General features: G+C 68.2%; 14 protein-coding genes. All 14 read left to right on the top strand.

What is annotated here, in order from left to right; translation table 11 throughout:
• Window positions 1-6: 6 nt before the first annotated feature.
• The 14 genes from rsmH (at window position 7) to ftsZ (ending at window position 17,137) form a co-directional block, all read left to right on the top strand.
• Window positions 7-1,008, top strand: coding sequence for a 16S rRNA (cytosine(1402)-N(4))-methyltransferase RsmH (rsmH, locus tag AC3WVS_RS30230; protein WP_492321581.1), 1,002 nt, complete (start codon window positions 7-9; stop codon window positions 1,006-1,008).
• Complete coding sequence (ftsL, locus tag AC3WVS_RS30225) at window positions 1,005-1,322, top strand: cell division protein FtsL (protein ID WP_011616092.1); 318 nt, start codon at window positions 1,005-1,007, stop codon at window positions 1,320-1,322. The genes rsmH and ftsL overlap by 4 nt, the downstream gene beginning before the upstream one ends.
• The gene (locus AC3WVS_RS30220; RefSeq protein ID WP_010814775.1) at window positions 1,319-3,124 is read left to right on the top strand and encodes a peptidoglycan D,D-transpeptidase FtsI family protein; all 1,806 of its coding nucleotides are present in this window, start codon (window positions 1,319-1,321) and stop codon (window positions 3,122-3,124) included. Before ftsL ends, AC3WVS_RS30220 begins: the two co-directional genes overlap by 4 nt.
• The gene (locus AC3WVS_RS30215) at window positions 3,121-4,683 is read left to right on the top strand and encodes a UDP-N-acetylmuramoyl-L-alanyl-D-glutamate--2,6-diaminopimelate ligase (protein WP_492321599.1); all 1,563 of its coding nucleotides are present in this window, start codon (window positions 3,121-3,123) and stop codon (window positions 4,681-4,683) included. The genes AC3WVS_RS30220 and AC3WVS_RS30215 overlap by 4 nt, the downstream gene beginning before the upstream one ends.
• Window positions 4,680-6,080 carry a UDP-N-acetylmuramoyl-tripeptide--D-alanyl-D-alanine ligase gene (locus AC3WVS_RS30210; RefSeq protein ID WP_492321580.1) on the top strand — a complete coding sequence of 467 codons (1,401 nt, stop codon included), beginning with the start codon at window positions 4,680-4,682 and terminating at the stop codon, window positions 6,078-6,080. The genes AC3WVS_RS30215 and AC3WVS_RS30210 overlap by 4 nt, the downstream gene beginning before the upstream one ends.
• Before the next feature lie 13 nt (window positions 6,081-6,093).
• Window positions 6,094-7,263 (top strand): phospho-N-acetylmuramoyl-pentapeptide-transferase, encoded by a 1,170-nt coding sequence (gene mraY, locus AC3WVS_RS30205; RefSeq protein ID WP_010814772.1) that lies wholly within the window; start codon window positions 6,094-6,096, stop codon window positions 7,261-7,263.
• Window positions 7,264-7,332: 69 nt separating this feature from the next.
• A complete protein-coding gene (gene murD, locus AC3WVS_RS30200) occupies window positions 7,333-8,844 on the top strand; it encodes a UDP-N-acetylmuramoyl-L-alanine--D-glutamate ligase (protein ID WP_492321579.1) in 1,512 nt (503 codons plus the stop codon).
• On the top strand, window positions 8,841-10,082 hold the full coding sequence (gene ftsW, locus AC3WVS_RS30195; RefSeq protein WP_010814770.1) for a putative lipid II flippase FtsW: 1,242 nt from the start codon (window positions 8,841-8,843) through the stop codon (window positions 10,080-10,082). The genes murD and ftsW overlap by 4 nt, the downstream gene beginning before the upstream one ends.
• Window positions 10,079-11,149 (top strand): undecaprenyldiphospho-muramoylpentapeptide beta-N-acetylglucosaminyltransferase, encoded by a 1,071-nt coding sequence (gene murG, locus AC3WVS_RS30190; protein ID WP_492321578.1) that lies wholly within the window; start codon window positions 10,079-10,081, stop codon window positions 11,147-11,149. The genes ftsW and murG overlap by 4 nt, the downstream gene beginning before the upstream one ends.
• A gap of 22 nt (window positions 11,150-11,171) precedes the next feature.
• Entirely contained in the window at window positions 11,172-12,605 is a 1,434-nt protein-coding gene (murC, locus tag AC3WVS_RS30185) for a UDP-N-acetylmuramate--L-alanine ligase (RefSeq protein ID WP_492321577.1), read from the top strand.
• Window positions 12,602-13,585 carry a D-alanine--D-alanine ligase gene (locus AC3WVS_RS30180; protein ID WP_492321576.1) on the top strand — a complete coding sequence of 328 codons (984 nt, stop codon included), beginning with the start codon at window positions 12,602-12,604 and terminating at the stop codon, window positions 13,583-13,585. Before murC ends, AC3WVS_RS30180 begins: the two co-directional genes overlap by 4 nt.
• A gap of 27 nt (window positions 13,586-13,612) precedes the next feature.
• Window positions 13,613-14,536 carry a cell division protein FtsQ/DivIB gene (locus AC3WVS_RS30175; protein WP_492321575.1) on the top strand — a complete coding sequence of 308 codons (924 nt, stop codon included), beginning with the start codon at window positions 13,613-13,615 and terminating at the stop codon, window positions 14,534-14,536.
• Window positions 14,533-15,765 carry a cell division protein FtsA gene (gene ftsA, locus AC3WVS_RS30170; RefSeq protein ID WP_010814765.1) on the top strand — a complete coding sequence of 411 codons (1,233 nt, stop codon included), beginning with the start codon at window positions 14,533-14,535 and terminating at the stop codon, window positions 15,763-15,765. Before AC3WVS_RS30175 ends, ftsA begins: the two co-directional genes overlap by 4 nt.
• A gap of 178 nt (window positions 15,766-15,943) precedes the next feature.
• The gene (ftsZ, locus tag AC3WVS_RS30165; RefSeq protein WP_316151592.1) at window positions 15,944-17,137 is read left to right on the top strand and encodes a cell division protein FtsZ; all 1,194 of its coding nucleotides are present in this window, start codon (window positions 15,944-15,946) and stop codon (window positions 17,135-17,137) included.
• Window positions 17,138-17,407 lie beyond the last annotated feature (270 nt).

Below are 17,407 nucleotides of genomic sequence, written 5' to 3'. Positions count from 1 at the left end.
GAGGTCATGAGTCCAACCGGAACGCCGGCAACCCCCGCCCTGCGCCATCGCACCGTGCTGCTGGACGAGGCCGTCGACGCCTTGGTCTGGCGGCCCGACGGGGTCTACGTCGACGGCACCTTCGGCAGGGGAGGGCACAGCCGGGCGGTGCTGGCCCGGCTGGGGCCAGACGGGGCCCTGGTTGCGTTCGACAAGGACCCAGCAGCAATCGCAGAAGCGGGCACCATCAAGGATGCCCGCTTCTCCATTGAGCACGCGAGCTTTGCGGCCATGGCCGAGCGCCTGTCGGGGCGCGGCCACGTCGCCGGCGTGCTGCTCGACCTGGGGATCAGCTCGCCCCAGATCGACGAGGCGGCGAGGGGGTTTTCCTTTCGTTTCGAGGGCCCGCTGGACATGCGCATGGACACCACGCGCGGCATCACTGCCGCGCAGTGGCTGGCGCAGGCGGATGAGCAGGACATTGCCAGGGTGATACGAGACTATGGGGAAGAACGGTTTGCTGTACAGATTGCAAAGGCGATTGTTGCTCGCCGGAGCGAACCCGGCGATGGCGGACCCATCGCCACTACTGCCGACCTTGCCGCGCTCGTGGCGAAAGCCGTCAAAACACGCGAGAAGGGTCAGGACCCTGCGACCCGCACCTTTCAGGCTCTACGGATTCACGTCAATCAAGAGCTTGAGGACCTCGAAAGAGGGCTGAAGGCGGCGTATGAACTGCTGCAGGTCGGAGGGCGCCTGGTGGTGATCAGCTTCCACTCGCTGGAGGACCGCATCGTCAAGCGGTTCATGGCGGCGCACGCCCGTCCCCAGCAGGATGCCGACCCGGCGCTGCGCCGCGCGCCGCTGCGCGCGGCCGACCTGCCGCAACCGACGCTGCGCCTGCTCGGCCGCTACAAGCCGGGCACTGAAGAGGTGGCCGCCAACCCGCGCGCGCGCTCGGCCGTGATGCGCGTGGCCGAGAAGCTGGCCCCTGCCGCGACCCCTGCGGGCCGAGGCGCACGCGCATGAACCGCCTGACCTTCTTCCTGCTCGCCGCGCTGATCCTGTGCGCGCTGTCGCTGGTGAGCGCGCAGCACCAGGCGCGCACGCTGTTCGTCGCGCTGGAGCGGGCCCAGGCTGAAGAGAAGCAGCTCGATATCGACTGGTCGCGCCTGCAGTACCAGCAGAGCGCGCTGGGCAAGAGCGCGCGCATCGCCGACGCGGCGCGCGCGCAGCTGAAGATGGCGCCGGTCAACCCCGGCAAGACCCAGTACCTGTCCGGCATCGTGCTGCCGCCGCCTGCCGAGGCGGCGTCGGCCAGTGCCGCGGAGGCGCGCCGATGAGCATGGCCCGTCCCAACCCGCCCCGCCGTGACCGCAACGGCACCGCCTCGCGCCCACGCAGCGGCCAGTTCTCGGCCAGCCCGGTGCTGGGCCTGCGCCTGCCGATGTGGCGCTCCAAGCTGGTGGTGTTCCTGATGTTCGCCGCCTTCGGCGCGCTGGCCCTGCGCGCGGCCTGGATCCAGGGCCCCGGCAACCAGTTCTACGAGGCCGAGGGCAAGAAGCGCTTCCAGCGCACGCTGGAGCTGCCGGCCACGCGCGGCAAGATCCTGGACCGCAACGGCCTGGTGCTGGCCACCAGCCTGCCGGTCAAGGCCGTCTGGGCGGTGCCCGAGGACGTGCCCAACCAGGTCGAGGCCGCCAAGATCCGCCAGCTGGCGAAGTTGCTCGGCATGTCCGAGAAAGACCTGGGCAAGAAGCTGTCCGAGGACAAGGGCTTCGTCTACCTGAAGCGCCAGGTGCTGCCTGACGTCGCCGACAAGATCGCCGCGCTGAAGATCGAGGGCATCCACCAGACCCGCGAATACAAGCGCTTCTACCCGGAAGGCGAGGCGATGGCCCACATCGTCGGCTTCACCAACGTGGAAGACCGCGGCCAGGAAGGCGTGGAGCTGGCGCGCGAGCCAGGCCTGGCCGGCCGGGCCGGCGCGCGCCAGGTGATCAAGGACCGCCTGGGCCGCGTGGTCGAGGACGTCGGCGTGCTGAAGACCCCGCGCGACGGCGAGGACATCCAGCTGTCGATCGACGCCAAGATCCAGTACCTGGCCTACAACGAGCTCAAGGCCGTGGTCGAAAAGCACAAGGCCAAGGCCGCCAGCGCGGTGGTGCTCGACGCCCAGACCGGCGAAGTGCTGGCGCTGGCCAACTGGCCCACCTACAACCCCAACGACCGTACCCGGCTGTCCGGCGAGCAGCTGCGCAACCGTGTGCTGACCGACACCTTCGAGCCCGGCTCGATGATGAAGCCGATCACGGTCGGCCTGGCGCTGCAGCTCAAGCGCGTGACGCCGTCCACGGTGATCACCACCACCGGCAAGTACAACTTCGAAGGCGCCACCATCAGCGATACCCACAACTACGGGGCGCTGACGGTGAGCGGCGTGATCCAGAAGTCGAGCAACATCGGCACGACCAAGATCGCGATGATGATGAAGCCGCAGGAGATGTGGGACATGTACACCAGCATCGGCCTCGGCCAGGCGCCCAAGATCGGCTTCCCCGGCGCCGTGGCCGGCCGCGTGCGCCCGTTCAAGAGCTGGCGCCCGATCGAGCAGGCCACCATGTCATACGGCTACGGCCTGTCGGTGTCGCTGTTCCAGATGGCGCATGCCTACACCATCTTCGCGCATGACGGCGAGCTGATCCCGGTGTCGATGTTCCGCACCAGCGGCCCCGCCACCGGCGAGCGCATCCTGTCGCCCCAGGTGGCGCGCGACGTGCGCGCCATGATGGAGACCGTGACCGCGCCCGGCGGCACCGCCCCCGAGGCGCAGGTGATGGGCTACCGCGTCGGCGGCAAGACCGGTACCGCCTACAAGCATGAAGGCCGCGGCTACAACCGCAGCAAGTACCGCGCCTCGTTCATCGGCCTGGCGCCGATGTCGAATCCGCGCATCATCGTGGCCGTCAGCGTGGACGAACCCACCGCGGGCAGCCACTACGGCGGCCTGGTGGCCGGCCCGGCGTTCGCGGCCATCACCGGCGGCACGCTGCGCGCACTGAATGTGCAGCCCGACTCGCCGATCCGCCAGCTGGTGGTCAGCGACAAGGTGCAGGAGAGCGAACCGTGGAGCTCGACCCAATGACGGCCAAGCCACTGCTCCCGCTCGAGGTCACCGCCCAGGCCAGCAACGCGCTGGCCTGGCTGCGTACCAACGTGGCCGCCGCCGCGCAGTTGACCGGAGATACCCGGCGCCTGGCGCGTGGCGATGTGTTCTTCGCCTACGTGCTCGGCAACGCGCGCCTGGCCACCGATGGCCGGCCCTATATCGCCCAGGCGATCGCCGCCGGCGCGGGGGCCATCGTCTATGAGGCCGACGGCTTCGACTGGCCCTTCGGCGACGTCGTGCCGCATCTCGCGGTGAGCCGCCTGCACCAGCTGGCTGGCCCGATCGCCGCCGGCTGGCATGGCAACCCGGTGCGCGGCCTGGCCGTGACCGGCATCACCGGCACCAACGGCAAGACCTCGTGCAGCCAGTGGCTGGCACGGGTGCTGCAGGCCGCCGGCACGCCCTGCGCGACCATTGGCACGCTGGGCTCCGGCTTCCCGGGCGCGCTGCAGGCTACCGGCTTCACCACGCCCGACGCGGTGCAGCTGCAGGCCAGCCTGGCGTCCCTGCACGACGCCGGCGCGCGCGCAGTGGCGATGGAGGTGTCCTCGCACGGCCTGGAGCAGGAGCGCGTGGCCGGCACGCATTTCTCGGTGGCGGTGCTGACCAACCTGACCCAGGACCACCTCGACTACCACGGCTCGATGGCCGAGTACGAGGCCGCCAAGGTGAGCCTGTTCCGCTGGGACGGCCTGCGCACAGCGGTGGTCAACCGCGACGACGCCATGGGCCAGCGCCTGCTGGCGGCGGACGCCGCCGCCATCGGCGCGCCGCACGTGATCGAATACGGCATCGACGGCCCCGGCGCGGCCACGGTGCGCCGCCCGCGCGGCGAGTGGCTGCGCGCCACCAAGGTGCGCGCCACGCCCACCGGCACCGCCTTCCATATCGACGGCAGCTTCGGCAGCGCCGAGATGGCCACGCCGATGATCGGCGCCTTCAACGTCAGCAACCTGCTGGCGGTGCTGGGTGCGGCGCTCGCCAACGGCGTGGCGTGGGACGCGGCCATCGCCGCGCTGCGCGCGCTGACGCCGGTCGAAGGGCGCATGGAGTTGTTCGGTGCCGCCGGCGGCCCGGATGCGCCGCTGGCCGTGGTCGACTACGCCCATACCCCGGACGCGCTGGCACAGACGCTGGCCGCGCTGCGCCCGGTGGCGCAGGCGCGCAACGGCCGCCTGTGGTGCGTGTTCGGCTGCGGTGGCGACCGCGACCCGATCAAGCGCCCGCTGATGGGCGCGGTGGCCGAGCGCGAGGCCGACGAGGTCATCCTGACCAGCGACAACCCGCGCAGCGAAGACCCACAGGACATCCTGGACGCCATTGCCGACGGCATGGCCGAGCGCGCGCGCGCGCGCCAGATCGAAGACCGCGCCGCCGCCATCCTCTATGCCGTCAGGCACGCGGCACCGGCCGACGTGGTGCTGGTGGCGGGCAAGGGCCATGAGGCCACCCAGGAGATCCAGGGGCGCAAGCGCCCGTTCTCCGATCGCGAACATGTACGACTGGCGCTTGCCACCCGTGGAGTATCGGCATGAGCCAGACCCCAATGACCACCTTGCAGCAAGCCGCCGGCTGGATCGCCGGCGCGCGCGTTTGCGGCGACGGCGCCGTGGAGTTTTCGCGCGTGCATAGCGACAGCCGCAGCGTCGAGCCCGGCGACCTGTTCATCGCCCTCAAGGGCGAGCGCTTCGACGCGCATGATTTCATCGCCGACGTGGTGGCGCGCGGCGCTGTCGCCGTGCTGGTCAGCCGCGAGGTCGATGCCGGCGTGCCGGCCATCGTCGCGCCGGACACGCGCCTTGCGCTGGGCGAGCTTGGCGCCGGCTGGCGCCGCCAGTTCACGCTGCCGGCGGTGGCGGTGACCGGCAGCAACGGCAAGACCACGGTCAAGGAAATGATCGCGGCCATCTTCGCCGCGGCGGTAGGCGAGGAGCAGCGCCTGGCCACCGGCGGCAATCTGAACAACGATATCGGCCTGCCGCTGACGGCGCTGCGCCTGCGCGCCACGCACAAGCTGGCGGTGCTGGAGCTCGGCATGAACCATCCGGGCGAGACGGTCTACCTGGCCGGCATCGCCCAGCCCACCGTGGCGGTGATCACCAACGCGCAGCGCGAGCACCAGGAGTTCATGGTCAGTGTGGAAGCCGTCGCCCACGAGCACGCTGCCGCGATTGCGGCGCTGCCTGCCAACGGCGTGGCGGTGTACCCGCTCGACGCGGAGAGCGGCGGCGCCTACGCGCCGGTGTGGCGCAATGCCGCGGGCGCGCGCCGCGCGCTGTCGTTCGGCACCTCGCAGCGCGCCGATGTGCACGCCACCGTGACGCTGGTCGACGGCGCACAGGTGATGCAGGTACGCGCGCCTGGCCATGCCTTCGACGTGCGCCTGGCGCTGCTGGGTGAGCACAACGTGCGCAACGCGCTGGCGGCCATCGCCTGCGCGCTGGCCGCGGGGGTGCACGTGCCGGCGATCCAGCGGGGCCTGGCCGGGTTCCAGGCGGTCAAGGGCCGGCTGCAGGTCAAGTACACGCCGGGTGGGACGGTAGTCATCGACGACACATACAACGCCAACCCCGACTCCATGCGCGCCGCCATCGACGTGCTGGCCGGCTTTGCCGCGCCGCGTGTGCTGGTGCTGGGCGACATGGGCGAAGTGGGCGACCAGGGCCCCGCATTCCACCAAGAGATCGGTGCCTACGCCAAGGCGCGCGGCATTGGCACGCTGTGGGCGACCGGTGAACTGGCCGTGCATGCGGTGCAGGCATTCGGCGCGGGTGGCCGGCATTTCGGCACCGCGGAAGCCCTGGCAAAGGCGCTGGAGGAAGACAGCAGGGGCATGGTGGCGCAAGTGGGCGCCGTGCTGGTGAAGGGATCGCGCTTCATGCGCATGGAACGGATGGTCGCGGCGCTGGTCGCAGACACTTCCGCACATTAAATAAGACAACACGATGTTATTGGCTCTGGCCCAGTGGCTGCAAAACGACTACAGCTTCCTCCGGGTCGTCAACTATCTGACTTTCCGCGCGGTGATGGCCAACCTCACCGCGCTTCTGATCGGGCTGGCGTTCGGTCCGTGGGTGATCCGCAAGCTGACCGAGCTGAAGGTCGGCCAGGCGGTGCGCACCATCGGCCCGCAGACCCACCTGGTCAAGGCCGGCACGCCGACCATGGGCGGCGTGCTGGTGCTGGTCTCGATCGCGGTGTCGACGCTGCTGTGGTGCGACTGGGGCAACCGTTTTATCTGGGTGGTGATGCTGGTCACCTTCGGCTACGGCGCGATCGGCTGGGTCGACGACTACCGCAAGGTGGTGTATCGCGACCCGCGCGGCATGTCGAGCCGCGAGAAATTTTTCTGGCAGACGCTGATCGGCCTTGTGGCCGCGGTCTACCTGGCGTTTTCGGTATCGGAAAGCAGCAACGTGCGGGTGTGGGAGCTGTTCCTGAACTGGGTCGAGGGCGGGCTGTCGCTGGACATGCCGTACAAGTCCAACCTGATCGTGCCCTTCTTCAAGGAGATCAGCTACCCGCTGGGCGTGGCCGGCTTCATCGTGCTGACCTACCTGGTGATCGTGGGCTCGAGCAACGCCGTCAACCTGACCGACGGCCTGGACGGCCTGGTGATCATGCCGGTGGTGCTGGTTGGCGGCGGGCTGGGCGTGTTTGCGTACGTGATGGGCAACTCGGTCTACAGCAAGTACCTGCTGTTCCCGCATATCCCGGGCGCGGGCGAACTGCTGATCTTCTGCTCGGCATTGGCCGGCGCGGGGCTGGCCTTCCTCTGGTTCAACGCGCACCCGGCGCAGGTTTTCATGGGCGACGTGGGCGCGCTGGCGCTGGGCGGCGCGCTCGGCACGGTGGCGGTGATCGTGCGCCAGGAGATCGTGCTGTTCGTAATGGGCGGTATCTTCGTGGTGGAAACACTGTCGGTGATGGCGCAGGTGACGTGGTTCAAGATCACCAAGCGCCGCTATGGCGAAGGCAGGCGGCTATTCCGGATGGCGCCGCTGCACCACCATTTCGAGCTGGGCGGCTGGAAGGAAACCCAGGTCACGGTGCGCTTCTGGATCATCACCATGCTGCTGGTGCTGATCGGGTTGTCGACGCTGAAGTTGCGTTAATGGTTGCGCGGGTCAGGGACTGACGGCGCTTTCTATATAGATACAGGAAAACAAAGGCAGGAAATCGAAGTGTTTGGCGAGCTGCAAAAACCTCATGTGCTGGTACTGGGCCTTGGTGAGTCGGGCCTGGCCATGGCGCGCTGGTGTGGCCTGAACGGCTGCGCGGTGCGCGTGGCAGACACGCGCGAGGCGCCCGCCAACCTTGTCTTCCTGCAGGCCGAGCTGACTTCGGCCGAATTCGTCGGCGGCCCGTTCGCCGACAGCCTGCTCGACGGCATCGGCCTGGTGGCGATCAGCCCGGGCCTGTCGCCGCTGGAAGCCGCCACTGGCGCGCTGCTGGCCGCGGCGCAGGCGCGCGGCATCCCGGTGTGGGGCGAGATCGAGCTGTTCGTGCGCGCGCTGCGCCACCTGGAAGCCGAGTCCGGCTACGTGCCGAAGATCCTGGCGATCACCGGCACCAACGGCAAGACCACCACCACCGCGCTGACCGGCCGGCTGGTGGAGCGCGCCGGCAAGAGCGTGGCAGTGGCGGGCAATATCAGCCCGTCGGCGCTGGACAAGCTGTCGGCCTGCATCGCCTCGGCATCGCTGCCGGAGGTGTGGGTGCTTGAGCTGTCCAGCTTCCAGCTGGAAACCACGCACACGCTGGCGCCCGCCGCGGCGACTGTGCTCAACGTCACCCAGGACCACCTGGACTGGCATGGCTCGATGGAAGCCTATGCCGCGTCCAAGGCGCGCATCTTCGGGCCGGCCGGCAGCGAATGCGTGCAGGTGCTCAACCGCAACGACCGCCTGACCATGGACATGGCGCGGCCCGGGAGCACGCCGCTGACCTTCGGCACCGACCTGCCGGAAACGCCGGGCAGCTTCGGCATCCTGCGCGAGGGCGGCATGCCCTGGCTGGTGCTGGCCGAACCGGATCCGGAAGCGGAAGGGGAGGGCAAGCCGCGCCGCCGCAAGGCCGCCGAGGTGGTCCAGGAAGCCGTGCCGGTGCGCCACAAGCGCCTGATGCCGGCCGACGCGCTGCATATCCGCGGCATGCACAACGCCACCAATGCGATGGCCGCGCTGGCGCTGTGCCGCGCCATCGACCTGCCGATGAACGCACTGCTGCACGGCCTGCGCGAATACCGCGGCGAGCCGCACCGCGTGGAGTGGGTCGCGACCATCGACGATGTCGAGTATTTCGACGACAGCAAGGGCACCAACGTGGGCGCCACCGTGGCTGCGCTGTCTGGGCTGGACAAGCGCGTGGTGCTGATCGCCGGCGGCGAAGGCAAGGGCCAGGATTTCTCGCCGCTGGCCGCGCCGGTGGCGCAGTACGCGCGCGCGGTGGTGCTGATCGGCCGTGCCGCGGGTGAACTGCGCGATGCATTGCAGGGCAGCGGTGCCAGCCTGGTCGACGCCGGCACGCTGGAAGAGGCCGTGACCAAGGCTGCCCGACTGGCCGAGAACGGCGATGTGGTGCTGCTGTCGCCGGCGTGCGCCAGCCTCGACATGTTCCGCAACTACGTGCATCGCGCCGAGGTGTTCCGCGGCGCGGTGGAAGAACTGGCGCTGTCCCGGGGGATCCTGCCATGAGCGAAGCACAGGTCAAGCGCAGCGGCTTTATCGGCGCCACCATCGGCAATGCCTGGGGTGGCCTGCGCGACGCCGTGTCGGGCGTCAAGCCGACCCGCTCGCGCATGATGGAGTACGACCAGCCCATGCTGTGGGTGTCGATCGTGCTGCTCGCGCTCGGCCTGGTGATGGTCTATTCGGCCTCGATCGCGCTGCCGGACTCGCCGCGCTACGCCAACTACCGCGAGAGCCACTTCCTGATGCGCCATGCGTTCGCGCTTGGGATCGGGCTGTCGGTCGGGCTGGCGTCGTTCCAGGTCCCGGTCAAGGTGTGGGACCGCTATGCGCCCAAGCTCTTTATCTTCGCGCTGATCCTGCTGGTGATCGTGCTGGTGCCGTTCGTCGGCAAGGGCGTGAACGGCGCGCGGCGCTGGATTCCGCTGGGGGTGATGAACTTCCAGCCGTCCGAGCTGATGAAGCTGGCGGTGGTGCTGTACGCGGCCAACTACACCGTGCGCAAGCAGGAGTGGATGCAGACCGTGTCCAAGGGCTTTTTGCCGATGGGCGTGGCGGTGGTGGTGGTGGGCATGCTGCTGCTGCTCGAGCCCGACATGGGCGCGTTCCTGGTGATCGCCGCGGTGGCGATGGGCATCCTGTTCCTGGGCGGCATCAACGGCAAGCTGTTCGCCGGGCTGGTGGGCGTGGCAATAGGCGCGTTCGCGCTGCTGATCACGGCTTCGCCCTGGCGGCGCGAGCGGATCTTCGCCTACCTGAACCCGTGGGAAGAGAGCAACGCACTGGGCAAGGCCTACCAGCTCACGCACTCGCTGATCGCCTTCGGCCGCGGCGAATGGACCGGGGTGGGGCTGGGCGGCAGCATCGAGAAGCTGCACTACCTGCCCGAGGCCCATACCGACTTCATCCTCGCGGTGATCGGCGAGGAATTTGGCTTTGTCGGCGTGCTGGTGGTGATCGTGCTGTTCTACTGGCTGGTGCGGCGCGCCTTCAATATCGGCCGCACCGCGCTGCAGCTGGACCGCACCTTTGCCGGCCTGGTGGCCAAAGGCATCGGCGTGTGGATCGGCTGGCAGACCTTTATCAATATGGGCGTGAACCTGGGCCTGCTGCCGACCAAGGGGCTGACGCTGCCGCTGGTGAGCTATGGCGGCTCGGGGATCTTGATGAACTGCGTGGCGCTGGCGATCCTGCTGCGCATTGATTATGAAAATCGAGTATTGATGCGCGGAGGGAAGGTATGACCGGACCGCGCACCTTGCTCGTGATGGCCGGCGGCACCGGGGGACATGTGTTCCCGGGGCTGGCGGTCGCGCAGGCGCTGCGTGAGCAGGGCTGGAAAGTGGTCTGGCTGGGCAACCGCACCGGCATGGAGGCCACGCTGGTGCCCAAGCACGACATCCCGATGGAGTTCATCCAGTTCGGCGGGCTGCGCGGCAAGGGCCTGGTGACCAAGTTCCTGCTGCCGCTGAACCTGCTGCGCGCGTTCTGGCAGAGCATAGCCGCGCTGCGCCGGGTGCGCCCGAGCGTGGTGCTGGGCATGGGCGGCTATATCACCTTCCCGGCCGGCATGATGGCGTCGCTGCTGGGGCGCCCGCTGGTGCTGCACGAGCAGAACTCGATCGCCGGACTGGCCAACAAGGTGCTGGCCAAGGTGGCCGACCGCGTGCTGTGCGCGTTCCCGGACACGCTGCCCGGCGGCGAATGGACCGGCAACCCGGTGCGCGAGGAACTGGCGCACCTGGATGCGCCCGAAGCGCGCTATGACCAGCGCAGCGGCCCGCTGCGCATCCTGGTGGTGGGCGGCAGCCTGGGCGCCGCGGCACTGAACGAGGTGGTGCCCAAGGCCATCGCGCGGCTGCCCGAGGGCGAGCGCCCGGTGGTCACGCATCAGGCGGGCGCGAAGCAGATCGACACGCTGCGCACCAACTACGCGGCCGCGCAGGTGCCCGCGCAGACCCTGCCGTTTATCGACGACATGGCGCGCGCTTACGCCGATGCGGACCTGGTGATCTGCCGCGCCGGCGCGATGACGGTGTCGGAAGTGGCTGCCGCAGGCGTGGCGGCGATGTTCGTGCCGTTCCCGCATGCGGTGGACGACCACCAGACCACCAACGCGGAATTTTTGTCGAAGCAGGGAGCGGCCCTGCTGGTGCAGCAGAAAGACCTGACGGCCGAGGGGCTGGCGCAAACCATCGCCAGCCTGACCCGGCCGCAGCTGAAAGACATGGCGCGCCTGGCGCGCGGACTGGCCAAACCTGAGGCAACCCGGCGCGTCGCCGAGATCTGCAGTCAGCTGGCCAGGGACTGAAGCCTATATAAGCAGCAATCGAATGAAGCATATCGTCAAGAACATCCACTTCGTGGGCATCGGCGGCGCCGGCATGAGCGGCATCGCCGAGGTTCTGCTGAACCTGGGATACAAGGTCTCGGGCTCGGACGTGGGCAACAATGCCGCCACGCGGCGCCTGGCTTCGCTGGGCGCCACGGTCATGCACGGGCATGACGCGGCCAACGTGACCGGCGCCAACGCGGTGGTGGTGTCGACCGCCGTCAGCGGCGACAACCCCGAAGTGCTGGCCGCCCGCAGCAAGCGCATCCCGGTGGTGCCGCGCGCGGTGATGCTGGCCGAACTGATGCGCCTGAAGCAGGGCGTGGCCATTGCCGGCACGCACGGCAAGACCACCACCACCAGCCTGGTGGCCTCGGTGCTGGCCGAAGGCGGGCTGGACCCGACCTTCGTCATCGGCGGCCGCCTGAATTCGGCCGGCGCCAACGCGCGCCTGGGCACGGGCGACTTCATCGTGGCCGAGGCCGACGAGTCGGACGCATCGTTCCTGAACCTGTTCCCGGTGATCGAGGTCATTACCAATATCGATGCCGATCACATGGACACCTACGGGCATGACTTTGCCCGGCTCAAGCAGGCGTTCATCGAATTCACCCAGCGGCTGCCGTTCTACGGCATCGCGGTGCTGTGCGTGGATGACCCCAACGTGCGCGAGATCCTGCCGTTCGTGTCCAAGCCGGTGGTGCGCTACGGCTTTGCCGAGGATGCCCAGATCCGCGCCGTGGACGCGCGCGCGGTCGACGGCCAGATGCACTTCACCGTGCTGCGCCAGCTCGACGGCCATGCCGAGCCGCCGCTGGAGATCGTGCTGAACCTGCCCGGCCTGCACAACGTGCAGAACGCGCTGGCGGCGATCGCCATCGCCACCGAGCTTGAGGTGCCCGATGCCGCCATCGTCAAGGCACTGCGCGAGTTCCACGGTGTGGGCCGCCGCTTCCAGCGCTACGGCGAGGTGGCCACGCCCGATGGCGCCGGCACCTTCACCCTGGTGGACGACTACGGCCACCACCCGGTGGAGATGGCGGCCACGCTGGCCGCCGCGCGCGGCGCGTTCCCGGGGCGCCGCCTGGTGCTGGCGTTCCAGCCGCACCGCTTTACCCGTACGCGGGATTGCTTTGAGGACTTCGTCAAAGTGCTGGGCACCGTCGATGCCCTGCTGCTGGCCGAGGTCTACGCCGCCGGCGAAGCCCCGATCGTGGCCGCCGACGGCCGTGCGCTGACCCGCGCGCTGCGCGTGGCCGGCAAGGTCGAACCTGTTTTCGTGGAGCAGATGGAAGAAATGCCGCAGGCCATCCTGGATGCCGTCCGGCCGGGCGATGTGGTCGTGACGATGGGCGCGGGCTCGATCGGGACCGTGCCGGGGCAGCTGGTGTCGCACCAGCAATCGACGCAATCAACGCAGGGAGGCCAGGCATGAGCTTCGTCGCCCATCCCAATATCGATCCCAAGTCGCTGGGCAAGGTCGGCGTGCTGCTGGGCGGACGCTCGGCCGAACGCGAGATCTCGCTGATGTCGGGCAACGGCGTGCTGGCCGCGCTGCAGTCGCGCGGCGTGGACGCGCACGGCTTCGACCCGGGCCTGCAGAGCGTGGCCGAGCTGGCCGCTGCCGGCTTTGACCGCGTCTTTATCGCGCTGCATGGCCGCTATGGCGAGGATGGCACGATCCAGGGCCTGCTCGAGCAGCTGGGCGTGCCGTACACCGGCAGCGGCGTGCTGGCATCAGCCATGGCCATGGACAAGCAGGCCACCAAGCGCTTGTGGATGACCTATGACCTGGCCACGCCGCGCTTTGCCATGCTGCATGCGGACACTGATTTTGATGCCGTGGCGGCCGACCTGGGCCTGCCGCTGATCGTCAAGCCGGCGCGCGAGGGTTCGTCGATCGGCCTGACCAAGGTCACTGCCGCCGACCAGATGCGCGCGGCCTTCGACAAGGCCGCGGCGCTGGACAACGACGTCATTGCCGAGACCTTTATCGACGGCGCCGAGCTGACCTGCCCGATCGTGGGCGAGGGCGACAGCGCCGAAGCGCTGCCGGTGATCCGCATCGTCGCGCCCGAAGCCAACTACGACTATCAAAATAAGTACTTTACTGACGATACCCAATACTTGTGCCCGTCGGGCCTGGACCCAGAAGTCGAACGCGAGGTCCGGGCACTGGCGGTGCAGTCCTACCGCGTGCTGGGCTGCCGCGGCTGGGCGCGCGCCGACCTGATGCTGCGCGCCGACGGCAAGCCTTTCCTGCTCGAGATGAATACCTCGCCCGGCATGACCGGCCATTCGCTGGTGCCGATGGCGGCGCGCGCGGTTGGCATCAGCTACGAGGACTTCGTGATGCAGGTGGTGGCCGCGGCCACGCTGGACCTGCATCCCAACGAGCATTGGAAACCCGAATAACGCAACCGAACAGGACCGTACCGGACCATGTGGCATAACGCACGCCTGCTCAACCTGATCGCCTCCGCGCTGTACGCGCTGGTGGTGCTGATGGCGCTCGCGGCAGGCCTGCTGTGGCTGGCGCAGCGGCCGGTGTTCGCCATCACCCATGTGGAGATCGGCCCGCTGGACGGCGGCGCCCTGCGCCACGTGAACGCGCCCAGCGTGCGTGCCAGCGCGCTGGGCAAGCTGACCGGCAATTTCTTCACGCTGGACCTGAACGCGGCCCGGCAGGCGTTCGAGTCGGTGCCCTGGGTGCGGCGCGCCAGCGTGCGGCGCGAGTGGCCCAACGGCCTGGCGGTCGAGGTCGAGGAACACGAGGCGCTGGGCACCTGGGGTACGCCCGACAGCGGGCGCCTGATCAATACCTATGGCGAGGTTTTTGTTGCCAACACCGCCGAGGCGGAAGAAGACGCACAGCTGCTGGCGCTGGACGGGCCGCCGGACAGCGAGGGCGATGTGATCGAGAAGCTCGAGGTCATGCGCCAGTGGTTCAAGCCGCTCAAGGCCGAGCCGCTGGCGGTGGCCCTGTCTGGCCGCTATGCCTGGCGCGCGAAGCTGTCCAACGGCATGGAGGTCGAACTGGGCCGCGAGCAGAACGATGAGGATCGCGTGGCGATGGACCAGCGGGTCCGGCGCTTCGTCGCGGCCTGGCCGCAGGTCACCCAGCAATGGGGCAGCCAGATCGAGTATGCCGACTTGCGCTATCCCAACGGCTTTGCAATCCGCGCCGCCAATGCCCGCTTCCTGACCGAGGCGCAGATCGCAGCGGCGGTCAGGGCGGAGAAGGCGGAGAAGGCGGCGAAAGCAGCGAAGGCGGCCAAGCCGGCGCCGGCGGCAGCAGCGGTTTCAGGTACTTCCAACAACAATCCGACGCGACTGAAGAGCAAGAACGCGGAGAAAACCCGATGAGCAAGGAATACAAGGACCTGTTGGTCGGTCTGGATATCGGCACCTCGAAGGTGGCGGCGGTGGTCGCAGAACTGCGCCCCGACGGCAGCTACGAGGTGATCGGGATGGGCCAGTCAGAGTCCAAGGGTCTGAAGAAAGGGGTCGTGGTCAATATCGAGGCCACCGTGCAGTCGATCCAGAAGGCGCTGGAAGAGGCCGAGCTGATGGCCGACTGCAAGATTTCGGAGGTCTTCACCGGCATTGCCGGCAGCCACATCCGCAGCTTCAACTCCAGCGGCATGGTGGCGATCAAGGACAAGGAGGTCACGCAGACCGATGTGGCGCGCGTGATCGAGACCGCCAAGGCGGTCAATATCCCGACCGACCAGCAGATCCTGCACATCCTGACGCAGGAATTCATCATCGACGGCCAGGAGGACGTGCGCGAGCCCATCGGCATGAGCGGCATCCGCCTGGAAGTGAAGGTGCATATCGTCACCGGCGCGGTCAGCGCCGCGCAGAACATCGTCAAGTGCGTGCGCCGCTGCGGCCTGGAAGTGCACGACCTGATCCTGCAGCCGCTGGCCTCCAGCCTGGCGGTGCTGACCGAGGACGAGAAGGAACTGGGCGTGGTGCTGGTCGACATTGGCGGCGGCACCACCGACATCGCCATCTTCAGCGAAGGCGCGATCCGCCATACGGCCGTGATCCCCATCGCCGGCGACCAGATCACCAACGACATCGCCATGGCGTTGCGCACGCCGACGCCCGATGCCGAGGACATCAAGATCCAGTACGGCATCGCCAAGCAGGCGATCGCCGACCCGGACGACATGATCGAGGTGCCCGGCGTGGGCGACCGCGGCACGCGCACGCTCAGCCGCCAGGCACTGGCCGCGGTGATCGAGCCGCGCATCGAAGAGCTGTACTCGCTGGTGCACCAGGTGGTGCGCGAGTCGGGCTATGAAGAACTGTTGTCGTCCGGCGTGGTCATCACCGGTGGTACCGCGATGATGCCGGGCATGGTCGAGCTGGGCGAGGACATCTTCCTCAAGCCTGTGCGCGTGGGCGTACCGGAGTATCGCGGCAACCTGCACGAGGTGGTGAAGAGCCCGCGCTACGCGACTGTGATGGGCCTGCTGCTGGAAGGCCGCGTGCAACGCATGCGCGGGCGCAAGGTGGCCGTGCAGAGCGGCTCGGTCAAGCAGGTGTGGACCCGCATGAAGGAATGGTTTGTCGGCAATTTCTGATCAATGCGGAAATTGACGCGCTGACGATGCAACGGCGCACGGGCAGGGCGGTCTACCGGACAGGCCTGCGTGCCATGGAAGTTTTCTGGTTTTCTTTTTATTGGTTTCTTGTTCAGAAACCAGGGGTTGCGGCGGGGAGGCTGCATCGTCTGGGGACTGATTCTTCTCGGAGGCAGTGATGGACTTTGACATGATCGAAACGGAAGTGATGGACGGCACCATCATCAAGGTGGTCGGCGTGGGCGGCGCGGGCGGCAATGCCGTGCAGCACATGATCAGCCGCGGCGTCCAAGGCGTCGAATTCATCTGCATGAATACCGACGCCCAGGCGCTCAAGCGTTCCACCGCTTCGCGCGTGCTTCAACTCGGCAATACGGGCCTGGGCGCCGGTGCCAAGCCGGAAGTCGGTCGCGGTTGCGCCGATCAGGCCCGCGAGCAGATTGCCGACGCGCTGCGCGGCGCGCACATGGTCTTCATCACTGCCGGCATGGGCGGCGGCACCGGCACGGGCGCCGCGCCGATCGTCGCGCAAGTGGCCAAGGAGATGGGCATCCTGACCGTGGGCGTGGTCAGCAAGCCGTTCGACTTCGAAGGCGCGCGCCGCGCCAAGGTGGCCGAACACGGTTCCAGCGAGCTGGAATCGAGCGTCGACTCGCTGATCGTGGTGCTCAACGAGAAGCTGTTCGAAGTGATGGGCGACGACGCCGAGATGGACAAGTGCTTCCAGTGCGCCGACGACGTGCTGCACAACGCGGTGGCCGGCATTGCCGAGATCATCAACGTTGACGGCCTGGTGAACGTCGACTTCGAAGACGTGAAGACGGTGATGGGCGAGCAGGGCAAGGCCATGATGGGGACGGCCACCGTGTCGGGCGTGGACCGCGCCCGCCTGGCGGCCGAGCAGGCCGTTGCCAGCCCGCTGCTGGAAGGCGTTGACCTGTCCGGCGCGCGCGGCGTGCTGGTCAACATCACCGCCAGCCGTTCGCTGAAGCTGTCGGAAACCAAGGAAGTCATGAACACCATCCGCAGCTACGCCGCGGAAGATGCGACCGTGATCTTCGGTACGGTGTACGACGACTCGATGAGCGATGCGCTGCGCGTGACGGTGGTGGCCACGGGCCTGGGCCGCTCGGCCAAGAAGCAACAGCCGATGACCCTGCTCAAGACCGGCACGGACAACATGCCGGTGCAGATGATGGCCAACATGACCGCCGCCGCGGCCACGCACAGCTCGCCGGACTACAGCAACCTGGATACGCCGGCAGTGTGGCGCAGCTCGCGTGAGTCGGCGTCGGCCCACGTGGCGGCGCTGCAGGAAAAGGGTGTGGATACGTACGACATCCCGGCCTTCCTGCGCAAGCAGGCAGACTGAGCCCTGCCTGGCGCGGCATCGGTGCCTCCACCGGCCGCCTGACGGAACGCGTCGCCTTGTCGCGATGCACGTGCGCTCCCCATCCGCGCGTGCCTTGCATGGATTGACGTGAACCGCCGGGCTGCTGGCGGCGCCGCGCCTGCGCCGGACTGGGCTTCACCCGCATCCCGTTGCCGGGACGGGCGTGCCGCTGGCCGCCTCCCCGGACTGGTTTCCCGCCTTCCCGGTCGGGATGTATCAGCGTCCGCGCGGCGCACCCAAGAGGTGCGC

The organism is Cupriavidus sp. CPT47-8839-RL05A (assembly GCF_058792255.1).
Note: the sequence above shows the minus strand (reverse complement) of the source record. Positions and strands in the feature narration are given on the sequence as shown.